Here is a 15,893-nt window from a genome sequence, read left to right on the forward strand (position 1 = left end):
GAGTGTGCTATAAATGTCCGCTGGGTTGCCTCCCGAGCAATTCGGTCGGCACGGTGCCGGCCGGCGCCTTTGGTCCGCCTGTCCGCCTAGGGATGAAGAACGCGGTCCCCCTCGTGACGTGCCGAGAAACGGCTGTCCAGTGCGTGGACGAAGCTGCGGAGGGTGGCGGATTCGTGGGTGTTGTTGGCCAGCCGAACGAGGGCCGAGGCCGTGTGGGCTAGCTTGATGTTGTGGTGCTGGCTGTAGGCGGAAAGCCGTTCGAAGGCGGGCTCGGAACCGATGTGCAGTATTCCCATCACGATGCCCTTGGCCTGTTCAATGAGGCCTCGTGTGCCGATGGCGCCGGCAATGGCCTCGCGTGCGGACCGGTCCGTCTCCAGCTGGATCGTCCTGGTGAGGTCGAGTATGAAGCCGTCGATGAACAGCACGTTCCCGTCGCTGTCCGGCACCCCCTCCCCCGCAGTCAGGACGCGGCGTTCCCGCCGGCGTGCGTCGAAGAGGCGGTGGTAGTTGACAAAAAATCCACCGCCGCGGCACACACCCTCAATAATTTCCCTGCACCGCTTCCGGTCGTCAGGGTGCAGGTGCGACATCAGCACTCCCACGGTGGGCACCACCTCGCCCCGGTGGTAGCCGTGAATCTGATAGACCTGCTCGGACCACTGCAGCTCCCCCGAGACCACATCGTAGCGAAAGGTCCCAGCGAGGCAGTCCTCGGCAACCAGTGCGCTGGAGTAGGCCTGCAGCGCCTTCAACCCCGTCATGGCCATGCCTGCCTGCCCGGCCCGCCGGCAGGCGCCCAGCGCCCGGGCCCAGAGCGCCCCACGCGGCCAACACGGGACCCGACGACGCTCAGCACGAGCTGAACCCGACCTGCGCGGTCCGTGTTTCCAGGGCCTGCCGCCACCGTAAGATCAGCTGCTGATTCCGGACAACAGCCCGGCCGCCCAAGAAGCGCGCGGCGGATGGGATGCCGACGCGCGGCGGCCGTCCCGGGAATCTGGGCGCTCCGTCACGGGCCGGCGTCGCCCGTGCCCGCGGATCGTTGGCGTGCGTCTCATGGGCTCGACGGTGCGCGCTGGGCTCCGCCCAAATGACATTGGCCTCGGATTGGCGCAGGGCGTCACTTTGCGGTGCCTCAATCTCGGTCACCAGCCCCATGCCGGCGTACTCCCGCACTGCGGCGATCCCGGCCACCGCCGATGGCAGGTCAGGAAAGGGCCTCGAGAGGGCCATGACGGTCCCATCCGGGGCAGTTAGTCGAAATCGGTAGGAAGTGTCGGAATCGGTGAACAGTTCGAACATGCCTGTCATAGAACCCTCCTGGAAGCCGGGACCCGATTGCTCCCGGTGACTCCGTTGTCACCGGGAACAGCCTGAACCCACCCGAACGATGCCAGCCGCTCATAGAGGCCGGCACGGATCGAATTGATGAATTCATGAAAGTCTGAACTATGGCTCTGACCTGCGCAAGAGGTAACACCCTGTCTCCCGGCCGCGGCGACACGCCAGCGGTCCGGCGCTACGATATAGGTGCGGGCAGACCAATCACGGGTGCTCCGAGACAGACTTTTCTGTCTCGGGCGTGTTAGTTTTCCTGTCGGCAGGTCCTGCCCAGACGCGCGGCTCAGAATATTTGAATGTGAAGGAGGGAGGTCCCGATGCCGGATGAACTTCCCGCAAGCCTGGTCCTGACCGATGTAAAGGCCGAACTTTTCAAGTCCATGGGCCACCCTGCGCGAGTCCAACTATTGGAGATGCTCGCAGACGGGCCAGTTGCCGTGAGCAGACTGCGTGACAACACCGGTCTGGAGCCGTCGAATCTCTCCCAGCATTTGAGCCTGCTCCGCCGCCAGCGCCTAATTGTCCCCTCACGACGCGAAGGGCGGCTGTTCTATGAACTGGCCAGCCCCGAAGTGAATGACCTGCTCGCGGCAGCCCGGTCTCTGCTCGGCACTCTCCTCCACACCTCCCGATTGACCCTGAGTCCCCTGGCTGAAGAGCGGGAAGAGGCAATCCGCTAGGTGCCAGCGCGCGGTGGACCGCCAGACGGCTCCCCCGCGGCGCCGTCGACGCCCGCCGCGACGGCACTATCCGCAATGCCACCGCCCATTGTCGGAGACTACGAAATCACGGCCGCGGAACCCGGAAAGCATCTGGGATTCCAGGTGGTGGCCGGCCCTGCCCGCCCGGCCGGTGCTTACCGGCTCAGTGAAGCGCCGGGCGGGACGACTGTTCGGTTCACCCTGGATCTGCAGCCCAAGGGACTCATGAAACTCGTGGGTCCGGTGATCGTCCGCACCATGCAGGCCGAGGTCGCGCAACTGACAAAGCTGAAGAACGTTCTCGAATCCGCATAGAGAGGTCTCACAGGGCGGCAGCTATGGAAAACCGGAATCCGAAGTTCCACCAGGGGTCTACCCTCCAGGACGATGCCCGGCGTCTGGAAGGTGACAGTGGAGTGTCCCGTGTGGCACGGTTCGTCGACGACGACGATTTCGAGGCCAAGAAGGCAGCGCTCCGGAACGTGATTCTCGCCTGGATCCAAGACCGCAGCTAAGGCTTGCATCTGCTTCCAGACGACGGCGCCCGTCACCTATCGAAAGAGGTGGCGGGCGCCGTCTTTCTTGTTTATGCGCCAGCCGCCGCGGCCAGGAACGGCAGGGTCTTGACCGGCCATCACGCATTGGGGAAGCTCGAACCAAGCGCCCTGCCAATCGTGCTCCGGCCGTCCCCGGCCGTTCCCGGCCTGCCCTGTCCGCAGTTGCCCGCCCCAACCCACGTAAGGAGATCCCGATGGAATCCGCCAAGTTCACCGAACTGCTCACCCGCCAAGTTGGCAACGAATTCGCCGCCTCCCACCAATACGTCGCCGTGGCCGCATGGTTCGACGGCCAGGACCTTCCCCAGCTGGCCAAGCACTTCTACCGCCAGTCGTTGGAAGAGCGCAACCACGCCATGATGATGGTCCGCTACATCCTGGACCGCGGACTCAAAATAGCCATCCCCGGCATTGATCCGGTCCGCAACGATTTCGCGAACGTAGAGGAACCCCTCGCCTTGGCCCTCGCCCAGGAACTGGAGGTTACCGAGAACATCAAGGCAATCTTCACCGCGGCCAGGGCCGAGAACGACGCCTTGGGCGAGCAATTCATGCTGTGGTTCCTCAAGGAACAGGTCGAAGAGGTCGCCTCGATGACCACCCTGCTGAACATTGCCCGGCGCGCGGACAACCTCTTCGACATCGAAAACTTCCTCGCCCGTGAACGCGTCGGCGACCAAGGAGGTGTAGGCGGGCACCGCGGATCCGGCGGGCATCACACCGGCGAGGCCGGAGGGGGCCGCGACTCCGGAACGCCGGAAGCCGCCGGCGGATCACTCTGAAGCCGTCCCTATCGTGAGCTCCACCTGTCGGCTTAGGCTGGTCGCATTCTATGAACTCAGTTGAGCATCGAACGCTGTCACTCTAGAAGGCAGGCGACGGTTCAGCGGGGCCGGAAGGAGGCTGGGGATGGCGCAGGCGGACAGGACGTGGACACCCGAGGATCAGGGCTGGCTCAGGGAAAACCTGAGGGAGGCCATCGACCATCTCGTAGAGATGGGGTACACGGTGCGCGGGGGGCAAGGCGAGGATCCGGAACTGATCCACCCCGGGGGCTCGGCCGTGCAGACGTGGCGGGAAGACTACCCGTACGAGGAGCGGATGTCCCGTGAGGATTACGAGCTGGAGAAATACCGGCTGCAGGTTGAGCTGCTGAAGTTCCAGTACTGGGGCCAGGACCATGATCTCCGGCACGTGATCGTTTTCGAGGGCCGGGACGCGGCCGGCAAGGGCGGTACGATCAAGCGCTTCACTGAACACCTGAATCCCCGGTCGGCCCGGGCTGTGGCATTGAGCAAACCTTCCGACCGAGAACTCGGCCAGTGGTATTTCCAGCGCTACATCCAGCATCTGCCCACGGCCGGGGAGATCGTGATGTTCGACCGCTCCTGGTACAACCGAGCGAACGTGGAGCGGGTCATGGGCTTTTGCACAGAGCAGGAGTTCGACACGTTTATGATTCAGGCGCCGCTCTTCGAGAGGATGCTGGTGGACTCCGGGATCCACCTGACCAAGTTCTGGTTTTCGGTAACCCGCCACGAGCAGCGGACACGCTTTGCGATCCGGCAGATAGACCCGGTGCGGCGCTGGAAGCTCTCACCCATAGACCTGGCTTCACTGGACCGGTGGGAAGAGTACACGGCAGCCAAGGAGGAGACGTTCCTGCGAACCGACACCGACCATGCGCCGTGGATCACCATCAAGTTCAACGACAAGAAGCGCGGACGGATCAACGCCATGCGCTACTTCCTCAACCAGTTCGACTACGAGGACAAGGACACATCAGTGGTCCATGGCCCCGACCGCCTGATCGTGCGCCGCGGCCGCGACGCCGCCGGCGACTAGCGGATCGATCATCCAGAAAGATCTTCGATCACCCTTGAAAACGACTCCAGACTGAGGGGTAATCGACCGAGGCGGGCCAATTCCAGAAGGCCCCACCACTACTCGCAAGGTCCACCCGGCGTCGACCATCAGCTCGGTGCCCTCGAATAGAAATTCGGGGTCGCCGAAGATCGGATGGTGGAACCGCTTGACGCCGGTGGCGTGGCGGCGGACATCGTGGTCGCCCCACTTCGTCCGGAACTCCCCACTCCGAAGCCTGGCCACAATTGCCACCGGACAGCCAGCACCCGGACAATGGTGCGCATGACCGCCGTTACCCTGCTGGCTTTTGCCGGACTGTGCCTGCTGCTCTCCGTCACCCCGGGGCCGGATACGTTCCTGGTGCTGCGGATATCGCTGCAGAATGCCGGGGCCGGGCTTGCCGCGGCATTCGGCTCGGCACTGGCATCCCTGGTCTGGGCCGCGCTGGTGGGCGTAGGACTCGCCGCGGTGCTGGAGGACTCCGCCGAAGTGTTCCGCTGGCTGAAGATTGCAGGCGGGTTGTACCTGCTGTATTTGGGAATCTCGTCGCTGATCCGGGCCCGCCGCACAACGCCCTCTGCAACGGCTGGGCACGCTCCGCGCCGGAGCCAGACCCGAAGGGCAGGGTTCGGCGCCGGCGCGCTCTCCACACTGCTCAACCCCAAGGTCGGCCTGTTCTACCTCGCCGTCGTGCCGCAATTCATTCCGCACGGCGGCAACACGCTGGACACCGCCATGGTGCTGGGTGTCATCGAAAGCGCCATCGGCTTCCTCTATCTGGCCGCCGTGTCCATCGCGGCAGCGAAGGCAATGGCCTGGCTACAGCGCCCCCGTGTGAGCAGCTGGCTCGAGCGCGGCAGCAGCGGCATCATCGCTGCACTCGGCCTGGGTGTTCTAGCATCCAGCACCAGTTCGTAGCCCGCCACGGCTCGCAACGGATCGATCAGGATCTGAGAAGCGATTCGGGGGGCCACAGCATAAAGTCATCAACACACGACCTGCCCCCCTCACCGAAGGACCTGCCATGACCTCCATCGAATCAGTCACCCTGGAAGTACCCGACCCCGAGGCCGCCACCGCCTTCTACACCGCCGCCTTCGGATTGGACGCGCAGGTGCAGGTGAGAGCCTCGGATGCTCCGACGGCCGGGTTCCGCGGGTTCACGATGTCGCTCATCGTGTCGCAGCCGTCCACCGTCAGCAGCCTGGTCGACAGCGCCCTGGCGGCTGGTGCCACGACACTGAAGCCAGTCCAAAAGTCACTGTGGGGCTACGGCGGCGTCGTACAGGCTCCTGATGGCGCGATCTGGAAGGTGGCGACGTCGGCTCGAAAGGACACCGGTCCGGCCACCAGGCAGATCGACCAGATCGTGCTGTTGGTGGCGGCCGCCGACGTGGCCGCGAGCAAACGGTTCTACGTGGACCACGGCCTCACCGTAGGTAAGAGCTTCGGCAAGTACGTCGAGTTCGCCATGCCGGCGAGTCCTATCAAGCTGGGGCTCTACGGGCGTCGCGCCCTCGCCAAAGACGCCGGCGTCTCCCCCGACGGCACCGGCTCGCACCGGCTCACGGTCGGCAGCGACGCCGGCCCGTTCACCGACCCGGACGGGTTCGTGTGGGAGGCCGCATCTGCGTGAGTCGGTCCGCGGCGGTCGTTTAGCCACCGCGGCCGTCGTTGTGCCGGTCCCCTTTCGTGAAGGGGTGTGGCGTGCCATCGTTGCAGAATGCAGACGGTACACGAAGCTGCTGGCGGTGATCGCTTTTTCCTGGCGCTGGCGGAAGCCTGGCATACCAGGGCGACGGCGGACCCAGTGGTCGGGCATGCGTTCAGCCATGGTTTCCATCCCGAGCACACGCGGCGGCTCGCCGCCTACTGGGCGGAGGCCTTAGGTGGCCCCACGACGTATTCAGACTCCCATGGCGACGAGACATCGGTGGTGCGGATGCATAGCGGCAACGGGCCGCACGAGGACATGGATCGTAGGGCGATCGTCTGCTTCGATCAGGCACTGACCGACGTCGGAGTAACCGACGACCACCGTCTCCGCAAGGTGCTGCACGACTACTTCGCGTGGGCGACCACCACCACCATGTCCCGATACCACCGCTCCGCAGATGACGTTCCAGATGGCCTGCCCTTCCAACACTGGTCCTGGGACGGTCCCGCGGGAGGGCCGGGTTCAGACGACGGCTGATCTCAGACAAGCCGATGGTCCTGGCCCGCTATCTCCGGACGCTCATTGAGACACGCAACCGGCACCTGACCGCTGGCCCAGATGCCACGGCACAGTCTCAGCCGGTTGGGTGGTGTCATCCAGGGGAAGTTCCGCGAAGTTCGGAGTGATAGTCGTTATCCCCAGCCGGGGCGAAAGCTGGCGTGCCGGTGGCGCCGCAGCTGGCTGCGGCGGTCGGGTTTGTTCTCCACAGGCCGCAAGTGGCGCAATCGACAAGACCGCTAAGACGACGCAGCAAGCGAATCGGTTCCCCACGCTGGTCCGGCCGTCTTCCATGTCTGCACACTACTTCGACGTACTCCGAGTGAAAACCGCGGCACGGATCTGGGGTGGGCAACCCGGGAAGCGTCCCGGCACGAAAGCGGCGGCCGGTCCCATGTGGGACCGGCCGCCGCCGAAGAGAGATCAGTCGGGCGTCAGGCCTTGGCTTTGCGCTTCATCCAGCCCCAGGCAGCCGTAGCCACCAGCAGCACCAGGCCGATGATGGCCAACCAGAGAAGGCCCTTCACAGCGAAGCCGAGGATCGACAGAATAAGCCAAATGATAAGTAGTGTGATTATTAGTCCCATACCGGAAGCTTATGCCACGTCGGGCCACGACGAGCGCCGTCGGGCTTCTGGCGGCGCGCCTGTTTGCATATCGATCGGCTTGTGAGTGACTCGCGGAGTAGCTCTTGAACGAATTGCACTAGCTCTATGAACCCAATGGCATCGATAAACACGAGCGGGATTCCCGAAGATGTTCTTCTCCTGATCACAGGAATAGTCATCGTTGTAACCATCCTCTGTGCGGCCCTGGTTGGAGTGGTGCATTATCGCGACAGGGCCAAGGAAAAGCGATCCAAAAGTTAGGACTTCCGTCCGGTCAGAGCGTTCCCCCCAACGCACTCGGTAGGAGATAATTTCCGCTCCTATGGCTGTTAGCGGTTGCGGGAATGAAAATGGGGAGATGAGATCCACGTTGAATCTAGATCGGTCCAACAGCCCCCGACTGCCGGACCGGGACTGGGGTCCCCGTGTCGGCGTTTGGCCGGCACTGCGGTGAGCACGTTCGTACTGATCCCGGGAGCGGGCGGCGCAGCCTGGTACTGGAGCCGTATCGTTCCTTTGCTTCAGGGGGCTGGCCACGAAGCCGTGGCGGTCGATCTGCCCGGCGACGATGAAGGCGCCGGGCTGCCTGAGTATGCGCGGCTGGTTCTCGAAGCCATCGGCGGGCGCGACGGCGTGGTGCTCGTTGCGCAGTCGCTGGGCGGCTTCACTGCCCCGCTCGTTTGCCAGCGAGCTACCGTCCGGGAGCTTGTCCTGGTGAATGCGATGATCCCCGCGCCGGGCGAAACCCCGGGGGCATGGTGGGACAACACAGGCTGGGCTGCCGCGCAGCAAAGCGCGGCGAAGGCCCGCGGGTACAGTACCGAGTTCGACACAGACACGTACTTCCTGCACGACGTTTCACCGGACGTCGCGGCCGAAGGGGAACCGCATCAACGCCCGGAAGCAAACACGGTCTTCGACTCGGTATGCAACTTCACGGACTGGCCCGGGATCCCGACTCGCGTGCTGACCGGCGAGGCAGACCGGTTCTTTCCACTGGATTTCCAACGGCGGGTTGCCCGCGACCGCCTCGGTGTGGAGCCCGACGTCGTGCCCGGCGGCCACCTCCTCGCCCTGGCAAACCCCGCCGGTGTGGCCAATTACCTGCTGCGCCGTTGAACGCAGGAAATAGCTTCCTCCGCGTGCAATTATTCTGGGTACTTCCAATACTGTGGGCAGGGTGACGGGCGAGCAAACGGAGATAACAAGCGGCTGGGTGAACGTGCCCCAAGCCAGGATCTACTGGGAATCGACCGGCGAACCCTCTGGCATTCCGGTCCTATACCTCCATGGCGGCCCCGGCGGTTCCCTTGGTAATGGCGGTTACCGCAAAAGGCACGACCACACGCGCTTTAGGACTATCGGGCTGGACCAACGAGGGTGCGGCAAGAGCACTCCGACGGTCCAAGAGGACCTCGACCACCTGTCCGAGAACACCACGCAAGCCTTGATCGAAGACATTGAGGCGGTGCGCGAGCACCTCGGTATCCAACGGTGGATTGTCACCGGTGTTTCCTGGGGCAGCACGCTCGCGCTCGCATATGCCCTCAAATACCCTGCTCGGGTCCTCGGCATCGCTCTCGTAGCCGTGACAACAACGAGCCTCGACGAGGTCCAATGGATCACTGAAGACGTCGGACGAATCTTCCCCGAAGCGTGGAACGAGTTCTTCGAGGCAGCCAACACAAAACCGGGCGAGCGAGTGGTCGAGGCGTACGCTCGGCGGCTGGCCGGGGAAGACCGCAACGACGCCAGACGAGCCGCCTTATCCTGGGACCGCTGGGAATCCACGCATATTTCTCTGGACCCCAACTGGGAGCCCGGCGCGCTGTTCGACGATGAGAGAGAGCGTATGACGTTCGCCCTTCTGGTTGCGCACTACTGGGCCAACGACGGGTTCCTGACCAACGGGCAGGAAATCATTCCCCGGATTCACGAGCTCAACGGCATCCCCGGTTACCTTATCCACGGCCGGCGAGACATCAGTGGCCCTGCTGTCACCGCGTGGCAGCTGCACCGGCGATGGCCATCAAGCCACCTTGTGGTCATCGAGGACGAGGGGCACGGTGGCCCTTCATCCATGGCGGCATTGTCAGAAGCAGTCGAAAATATTGCTGGCATGATCTGACGCGCTTCTCACTTCGGCCCTCACTAGTGGCGTCGAACTTTGCGACTACCTTCGCGCGCCGGCGGCGTAGGCCTGTTTGACCGGCTTGGTGGCGGGCATCGCGACGACGGCGAAGACCGTGAGTACGGCGCAGATCATGACGGCCAGGAACACGGCGGCGGAGGCCGACACAATGGTTTTGGGGTCCGTTCCGCCGTGCGGGGAGCTGGCATAGACGGCGTTCGCTATCGCCCCGAATACGGCGACGCCGATGGAGCTGCCGATCGATCGAGCGAAAAGGTTGGTGCCGGTGACCACGCCGCGCTCGTTCCATTCGACGCTCGTCTGGGCGGCTATGAGGGTCGGGGTCGCGACTAGCCCGAGTCCGAGTCCGACTATGAAGCAACTGCCCGCGACCACCGCAATGTTGGGGGCCGAGGCGGTGAGGGCAAGGACTGCGGTGCCGATGACGGTGACCGTGACGCCGATTAACGCGGTGTTCCGGAACCCGATCCGCAGATAGAGCCGGCCCGATTGAGACGCACTAATCGGCCAGCCGATGGTCAACGCCGCCAGGGCGAGACCGGCCAGGATCGGGGAAGTCGACAGGGCACCTTCGAGGAACGTGGGGACGTAGGAAGTCAGACCAAGCATGACCGCTCCGACGCCGAAGGCGACCATCGCCGTCGTCGCCAACAGCCGCCGGGACACCACCCACGGCGGCAGGACCGGCTCCGCCGCCCGCCGCTCGACGAAGACGAACGCGGCAAACAAGATCCCACCGCCTGCGAAGACTGCGCTGCTGATGGCGGAGTTCCAGGCCCAGGCCTGGCCACCCTCGAGGGCCCCGAGGATGAGCAGGGTGAGCGAGACCGTGAGCAGCCCGGCCCCCAGATAGTCGACGCGATGCTTCACGCGCTCAATTTCCTCGTGGAACGACCGGATAAGCATCCAACCTGCCACCAGGCACAGCGGAATGTTCACGAGAAAGATGCCACGCCAGATGCCGAGTGAGGCAAACACTCCCCCGAGCGTCGGACCAACCACTGAGGAGACCGCCCACACGCTCGCAAGGTAGCCCTGCACCTTTGCCCGTTCTGCCAGCGTGTAGATATCGCCGGCGATGGTGATGGCCATCGGCTGGACCGCTCCCGCGCCCAGTCCCTGCACCACTCGGAAGGCGATGAGCACCGGCATGCTCCAGGCAACTCCGCACAGAACCGAGCCGAGCAGGAACAAGGCTATTCCGAGAAGCATGATTGGCTTGCGGCCAATGACGTCCGAGAGCTTCGCGTAGACAGGTACCGACACAGCCTGGGCCAACAGGTAGGCGGAGAAAAGCCACGGGAACGAGGTGAACCCGCCAATGTCATGCACGATCGAAGGCACCGCAGTCGCGACAACCGTCGCATCAATCGCCACCAGGCCGGTCGAAAGCATCAGCGCGATCAGGACAGGGCCGCGTTTGGACCGGAAGCCGACTCCCTCGGCAGGCGTAGCTGTCACGTGACCTCATTCCCATCGGCGCCCAAGGCGGGCGTTGCGCGCAGAACCGGTTCCAGCCCCGACTGCATAACGGCACCATTCACCGAATTAGTCCCGACCGCTCTCACCATCGGGTTGAAAATTCGGAAGTGGGTTGGCGGCAGAGGCCCACCCCGAGTAGCCTGAACCCCGGCAGGTCGTGCTGCCGCCACTGCCGGGCGATTTCTAAGGAGCTGGGCGTTACCCGTCTTTAGCCTGAACCTCATCGTGACCCTGCCACGGACCTCTGGTCGCTCAGGTATCCGGCAACCCACGAGTTGCACATTCTTGAACGGGACCCCGCCGCTGCTCTGGCTCCGGCGGCCCCTCTGGACGCCCGGAGCATCCGAATCCACGCCCGCAGCAGGGATCTTGCCCGTTCCCCGCACGTCCTCTTCGCTACCGAACCGATGGATCACAACCCGGGTTGGCGGCCCATGGCTGCGGGCGAATTGGTGCACGTTGGCCCGTCTCTGGCGGTGACCGCCACGTTTCCCTTCCCGGACTCCCCCGCGCATCCGCTCAGCCTCGCAGATCTTGATGCGCACGCGGCGGCGTCCCAGACGCAATGACCCAGGCTCCGGATTCATACTCCTTTAGCCATCAGGCACAGCACCGGCCCACAGCCGGCCCGTCATCCCGCCAGCAGGCAGTCGGGCTATTTTGGGCCGCGCGGTTACACTTTCGGAGTTGCCGGACATTAACGGGGTATGAGCTTGCAAACAGTCCGGAAGGAACGTGGGGATTTGGAGCGTGAGAAGCGGTTTTTGGCCGCGCACGCGGCTGGGCATGACCGCATCTACCGCTACTTCCGCCGTCGAACAGACAACGCCGCCACCGCCGAAGACCTGTGTGCGGAAGTTTTCCGGATTGCCTGGGAGAAGACCGGAGAGGAGTGCGCCCTTTCGGTCATGGTTCTTTTCGGGATAGCCAAAAACGTGCTCCGCAATCATGGCCGGTCCGCGATTCGGTCCGCAAGCCTTTTCGGTGCGCTGCAGCTCGAGCGCTACGAGGAGAGCAACCCGGACCAACTCCGCGCCATGCTTAACGAGGCGGGACTGGCCGTCGATATAGTGTTCGGCGGATATCACGACGAACCCGTGGGACACGGCGTTGGCACCCTCACATTCACCGCTCACCGTCCGTGATTTCCCATGCCCCCCGGGTCAATGGCCGGGTCCGGTGACGATCTTCCTTCGTTCGGATTCGTGCGCGCCGCCCTTCTTCGCCAGCGTGGAGCACGCCTCTTCGATGTCTCGGGCGAGCGTGTCGACGTGCTCGCGGCTCATCGTTTCCTTGACCAGGGCCCGCATGATCGTCACGTCTTGGGCGTTGGGCGGCAGGGTGTATGCCGGCACCATCCAGCCGCGCTCGGCCGAGAGTTGCCAGGCAATGTCAAACTCGTCGTACCCGGTGTCGGCGGCGAGCCGGAACGCGACCAGCGGTAGTTGCTCCTCGTCCGGGCCGATGATCTCGAACCGGCCCATGGCCTCCAGCTTCTCGGCGAGGACGCGGGCGTTGGCCTGCATGTTCTGCATGATGTAGGTGTAACCGGCCCGGCCATAGCGCACGAAGTTGTAATACTGGGCGAGAACCATCGCCGAGCCGGTGGAGAAGTTCAGGGTGAAGGTCGAGTCGGTCTTGCCGAGGTAGTTCTCCTCGAAGACGAGGTCCTTGGCCAGGTCGGCTTTCTCCCGGAAGATCAGCCAGCCGATGCCGGGATAGACCAGTCCGAACTTGTGCCCGGAGACATTGATCGAGCGGACTTGCTCGAGCCGGAAGTCCCACTCGGAGTCCGGGTACAGGAAGGGCCAGACGAACCCCCCGCTGGCCCCGTCCACGTGGATCGGCACATCAAGGCCCCGCTCACGCTTGATCCGTAGTAGCAGGTCGTTGATGCCGACGATGTCGTCTTTGTGCCCGGTGAACGTCGTACCCAGCACGGCTGCGACACCGATGGTGTTCTCATCGACATGGGCCTGCACGTCGTCCGGGCCGATCGTGTACTTCCCCGGCTGCAGTGGCACGATCCGCGGCTCGACGTCGAAGTAGCGGCAGAACTTCTCCCACACGACATGCACGTCGCCGCCGAACACCAGGTTCGGGCTCGACGTCGACGCGCCGGCGGCCTCGCGACGCTTGCGCCAGTTCCACTTCAGGGACAGACCGCCGAGCATGATTGCCTCGGACGATCCCTGGGTCCGGGCTCCCGTCGTCTCCCCGGGCGCGTGGAAGAGGTCGGCCAGCATCCGAATGCAGCGCTGCTCGATCTCGGCCGTGCGGGGATATTCGGCATGGTCGATGAAATTTCGGTGTAGGTTCGCGGCGATGATCTGCTGGGCCTGAGGCTCCATCCACGTCGTCACGAAGGTCGCCAGGTTCCGGGCCGGATCACCCTCCAGCGCCAGATCCTCCGACACCAGCCGCAAAGCGTCCTGAGCAGGAATGCCGGTCTCCGGGAACTCCCGGCTCGGCACCTCCTGGGTGACAAATCGGTTGCCGAACAGCGCCGCGTCGGCATCCGTCCGCTGGGAATTGATTGACATCACTTCTCCTTCAAGGATTGTTGAAAAGCGGTTACGGATGAGTTCCCCTGACCAAAGGAACCGAGGCGTCGGTGGACTCTGGACTCAGCATCAGAATCGCGCCGGCGAGGAAGCACAGGGCTCCCACGAGGGTGCCGAGATTCGACAGCTCGGCGTTCCAGACATCGCCGCTCGAGGGTATGACAAAGGCCGCGACGGCCGAGATGCCGAACGCAACAGAACCGGCCACGTTGATCACACCGATTGTCCACGTCCGAGGCCTGGGCCGGCCGGCAATGGCGCCACGACTGGCCTCCCGCAACGCCACCCAGCTTGAAACGAGGAAAGCGACTGAACCCAGAGCGTCGGGTCGCCACACCCGCTGATCGGTCAGCGCCGCACTGAGATTTTCCCGCACCGCGTTTCCCGTACTCCAGTTGAACCACAGCGTTCCGGCAAGTTGAATCGCGCCGGCCAGCCAGAGGAGATTCCGCGGCGCCCACACCCAGAACGAATGGCGCCGCGCGGTACCCACGGCCGGGAGCCCCTCGACGGCGTCGCGGTACTGCAGGAACGCCGCACAGGTGAAGAACAGCGAACCGACGAAGAATGTGACTGCGCACAAGCGCAATCCCACGGCCTCGGCGTACAGCGGCACCGCCCCCAGGGCGAACAGACTCGAGCCAATGATGAACAACCAGGCGGTCCACCTGCCGCGAACGCTCGAACGGCCCGCGCTCTTGCTCTCAGTTACATGCTCGGACCCCGAGGGAGCCCGATGCTGGGCGCTGCCGGGATCGTCAGGTGCCGCCGAGGCCCCGGCCCCTGGGCCCGGGTCCGGGCCAGGGGCCGGGAGCACATTGGTGATCACGAAGGCCACCGCCACAGCCACCACCACCTGGGGCGTTACAGCCACACCGTCCACCCCCAGCAGCAGCGTGGCCAGCAGGGTAGACGTTAACGGCAGCCGGAGCATAGCTGCGCACATGGCTCCCATGCCCATGCCGATCCCTGCCGCGAGATTCATTCCGGGCAACCCACTGGCAGCAATACCGAGCGCCGCACCGATGAACATCGACGGGAACACCGGACCACCACGGAATGCGCTCAGCGAGAGCCCGTAGGCCAAGGTCTTACAAGCGATCAGCAGGACCAGCACAGGAAGCGAGTAGTCCGCGGCGCGTTCGACCAGCTCCGGAAGTGCGTCCTGCCCCGAGAACAACACCTGCGTGAAGCTTTGCCCAGAGATCAACTGGTACGTCATCGCGGTAAGACCGATCAGCAACCCGAGCGCGGCCGTCACCAATACACGGTTCAGATGCACGACTGGACGAAGCGACAACGCGACCCAGCGGATCAACCATCCCAAGAGCGCGCCGACGGCGCCCATGGCCACCGCCCAGCCCAACGTCGCCAACGTCGGCGGCACCGCAGGCGGCACCACGGGCAGCGCCAGCGAGAAGCTGCCCAACCCGGTCCAGCCGTCCAAGCCCACGAACACAAGCGCCCCGACACCGGAAGCGAGCAGTCCGGGCAGGGCCATCAGGCTCAGCGTCATTCCCCCGATCCCAGCGGCCTCCATGATCAGGAATGCCCCGAGCACCGGAGATCCGAGCAGGGTGCTGATCGCTGCGAAGCTGCCGGCTGACGCCATGATCGTCAGGGCCATCGGCGGGGCGTCCTTCTTCACCAGGTGCACCGCCAACGCCCCGAGGCCGCCACCGATCGCGATCAGCGGCCCCTCGGGCCCGAGCACCGCACCCAGGCTGAGAGTGGTCAGCGCCGCGAGAACGATGCCCACGAGCTCCCGACCGCTGGGCGGAGCGCCGCCCGTCTTGAATCCGAAAGCGGGTGAGTGGCCCCCGGTTCCCGGTAAATACCGGATGGTCAGCGCCGTCAACAACCCACACAGCACCAACCACGGAACCGGCCACCAGGCAGGAGCAGGACCCCCGAGGACTTGATTCGGCAGCCCGTCGAAGATGTACCGCTGAACCACCGCGACCAAAGCGAGAAAGCCATAAGCAATGGCCGAGATGGGAACGCCCAAGACCGCTGCCAGCACGAGCGCAGCGATGTACGGCTTGGAACGAATAACCACCGCCGGATCGAACCGGGGCGGCCCCGCGGCAGGCTCGCTCATTCCCGGCAACCCGGCGCGTCTGTGGCGACCCCGATGGAAAGACGGCCGTCAGCAAACGGAGGCGCCGAGAGAACAGGTCCGGTGCACCCGCGGCAACAGTTGAGCATCCCTTCTCCTTCCGCTGGCCGTCCGATTGACGGCGGGAGTCTCTAGTGAGGTCTCACAAGCGATAGAGGCTGGTTGATCACGTGTTCTCCAAGCTAACGCTTCCAGTCAGGGCGGTCTTCACCCAATGCGGGTGAAAGAGCATCAAAAGAACACATCGTGGACGCCAATCGGGGGGAAACGCAGGCATTGCCTAGT

18 protein-coding genes are annotated in these 15,893 nt (G+C 64.2%); 11 read left to right on the forward strand and 7 right to left on the reverse strand.

What is annotated here, in order from left to right; translation table 11 throughout:
- Positions 1 to 86 precede the first annotated feature (86 nt).
- Positions 87 to 764: a PAS and ANTAR domain-containing protein gene (locus ACFRJ8_RS12245; protein ID WP_377986429.1), complete on the reverse strand. Its 678-nt coding sequence runs from the start codon at positions 762 to 764 to the stop codon at positions 87 to 89.
- Positions 765 to 852: 88 nt separating this feature from the next.
- Positions 853 to 1,314 carry a YegP family protein gene (locus ACFRJ8_RS12250; protein ID WP_377986430.1) on the reverse strand — a complete coding sequence of 154 codons (462 nt, stop codon included), beginning with the start codon at positions 1,312 to 1,314 and terminating at the stop codon, positions 853 to 855.
- 347 nt (positions 1,315 to 1,661) lie between these two features.
- On the opposite strand from ACFRJ8_RS12250, the gene ACFRJ8_RS12255 reads away from it, so the two are divergent.
- The 5 genes from ACFRJ8_RS12255 (at position 1,662) to ppk2 (ending at position 4,447) form a co-directional block, all read left to right on the forward strand.
- Entirely contained in the window at positions 1,662 to 2,024 is a 363-nt protein-coding gene (locus ACFRJ8_RS12255) for an ArsR/SmtB family transcription factor (RefSeq protein ID WP_377986431.1), read from the forward strand.
- 75 nt (positions 2,025 to 2,099) lie between these two features.
- Complete coding sequence (locus ACFRJ8_RS12260) at positions 2,100 to 2,360, forward strand: hypothetical protein (RefSeq protein ID WP_377986432.1); 261 nt, start codon at positions 2,100 to 2,102, stop codon at positions 2,358 to 2,360.
- Positions 2,361 to 2,383: 23 nt separating this feature from the next.
- A complete protein-coding gene (locus tag ACFRJ8_RS12265) occupies positions 2,384 to 2,560 on the forward strand; it encodes a hypothetical protein (RefSeq protein ID WP_377986433.1) in 177 nt (58 codons plus the stop codon).
- A gap of 236 nt (positions 2,561 to 2,796) precedes the next feature.
- Complete coding sequence (locus ACFRJ8_RS12270; RefSeq protein WP_377986434.1) at positions 2,797 to 3,384, forward strand: ferritin; 588 nt, start codon at positions 2,797 to 2,799, stop codon at positions 3,382 to 3,384.
- A 127-nt stretch (positions 3,385 to 3,511) separates the two neighbouring features.
- Positions 3,512 to 4,447 (forward strand): polyphosphate kinase 2, encoded by a 936-nt coding sequence (ppk2, locus tag ACFRJ8_RS12275; protein WP_377986435.1) that lies wholly within the window; start codon positions 3,512 to 3,514, stop codon positions 4,445 to 4,447.
- Here ppk2 and ACFRJ8_RS12280 read toward each other — a convergent pair.
- Positions 4,385 to 4,720: a hypothetical protein gene (locus ACFRJ8_RS12280; protein ID WP_377986436.1), complete on the reverse strand. Its 336-nt coding sequence runs from the start codon at positions 4,718 to 4,720 to the stop codon at positions 4,385 to 4,387. The two genes, ppk2 and ACFRJ8_RS12280, sit on opposite strands and share 63 nt — an antisense overlap.
- Before the next feature lie 30 nt (positions 4,721 to 4,750).
- Here ACFRJ8_RS12280 and ACFRJ8_RS12285 point away from each other — a divergent pair, with 30 nt between their 5' ends.
- The 3 genes from ACFRJ8_RS12285 (at position 4,751) to ACFRJ8_RS12295 (ending at position 6,662) form a co-directional block, all read left to right on the forward strand.
- Positions 4,751 to 5,386, forward strand: coding sequence for a LysE family translocator (locus ACFRJ8_RS12285; RefSeq protein ID WP_377986437.1), 636 nt, complete (start codon positions 4,751 to 4,753; stop codon positions 5,384 to 5,386).
- A 106-nt stretch (positions 5,387 to 5,492) separates the two neighbouring features.
- Positions 5,493 to 6,104 (forward strand): glyoxalase, encoded by a 612-nt coding sequence (locus tag ACFRJ8_RS12290; RefSeq protein WP_377986438.1) that lies wholly within the window; start codon positions 5,493 to 5,495, stop codon positions 6,102 to 6,104.
- A gap of 87 nt (positions 6,105 to 6,191) precedes the next feature.
- Positions 6,192 to 6,662 (forward strand): group II truncated hemoglobin, encoded by a 471-nt coding sequence (locus ACFRJ8_RS12295; RefSeq protein ID WP_377986439.1) that lies wholly within the window; start codon positions 6,192 to 6,194, stop codon positions 6,660 to 6,662.
- A gap of 455 nt (positions 6,663 to 7,117) precedes the next feature.
- Here the strand turns inward: ACFRJ8_RS12295 and ACFRJ8_RS12300 are convergent, their stop codons facing one another.
- Positions 7,118 to 7,270 carry an LPXTG cell wall anchor domain-containing protein gene (locus ACFRJ8_RS12300; RefSeq protein WP_377986440.1) on the reverse strand — a complete coding sequence of 51 codons (153 nt, stop codon included), beginning with the start codon at positions 7,268 to 7,270 and terminating at the stop codon, positions 7,118 to 7,120.
- Positions 7,271 to 7,741: 471 nt separating this feature from the next.
- Between ACFRJ8_RS12300 and ACFRJ8_RS12305 the strand changes: the two genes are divergently transcribed.
- Together ACFRJ8_RS12305 and ACFRJ8_RS12310 are read left to right on the forward strand one after the other, a co-directional pair.
- Positions 7,742 to 8,410, forward strand: a complete 669-nt coding sequence (locus ACFRJ8_RS12305) for an alpha/beta fold hydrolase (RefSeq protein ID WP_377986441.1) — start codon at positions 7,742 to 7,744, stop codon at positions 8,408 to 8,410.
- A gap of 97 nt (positions 8,411 to 8,507) precedes the next feature.
- Positions 8,508 to 9,419 carry an alpha/beta fold hydrolase gene (locus ACFRJ8_RS12310; RefSeq protein ID WP_377986442.1) on the forward strand — a complete coding sequence of 304 codons (912 nt, stop codon included), beginning with the start codon at positions 8,508 to 8,510 and terminating at the stop codon, positions 9,417 to 9,419.
- A 45-nt stretch (positions 9,420 to 9,464) separates the two neighbouring features.
- On the opposite strand, the gene ACFRJ8_RS12315 is transcribed toward ACFRJ8_RS12310, so the two are convergent.
- Complete coding sequence (locus ACFRJ8_RS12315; protein ID WP_377986443.1) at positions 9,465 to 10,904, reverse strand: MFS transporter; 1,440 nt, start codon at positions 10,902 to 10,904, stop codon at positions 9,465 to 9,467.
- A gap of 728 nt (positions 10,905 to 11,632) precedes the next feature.
- On the opposite strand from ACFRJ8_RS12315, the gene ACFRJ8_RS12320 reads away from it, so the two are divergent.
- Positions 11,633 to 12,070: an RNA polymerase sigma factor gene (locus ACFRJ8_RS12320; protein ID WP_377986444.1), complete on the forward strand. Its 438-nt coding sequence runs from the start codon at positions 11,633 to 11,635 to the stop codon at positions 12,068 to 12,070.
- A gap of 18 nt (positions 12,071 to 12,088) precedes the next feature.
- Here the strand turns inward: ACFRJ8_RS12320 and ACFRJ8_RS12325 are convergent, their stop codons facing one another.
- Together ACFRJ8_RS12325 and ACFRJ8_RS12330 are read right to left on the reverse strand one after the other, a co-directional pair.
- The gene (locus tag ACFRJ8_RS12325) at positions 12,089 to 13,468 is read right to left on the reverse strand and encodes a glutamate decarboxylase (RefSeq protein WP_377986445.1); all 1,380 of its coding nucleotides are present in this window, start codon (positions 13,466 to 13,468) and stop codon (positions 12,089 to 12,091) included.
- A 31-nt stretch (positions 13,469 to 13,499) separates the two neighbouring features.
- Complete coding sequence (locus tag ACFRJ8_RS12330; RefSeq protein WP_377986446.1) at positions 13,500 to 15,590, reverse strand: chloride channel protein; 2,091 nt, start codon at positions 15,588 to 15,590, stop codon at positions 13,500 to 13,502.
- Positions 15,591 to 15,893: the final 303 nt, after the last annotated feature.

The organism is Arthrobacter sp. NPDC056886 (genome assembly GCF_042788715.1).
Taxonomy (GTDB): Bacteria; Actinomycetota; Actinomycetes; order Actinomycetales; family Micrococcaceae; genus Arthrobacter.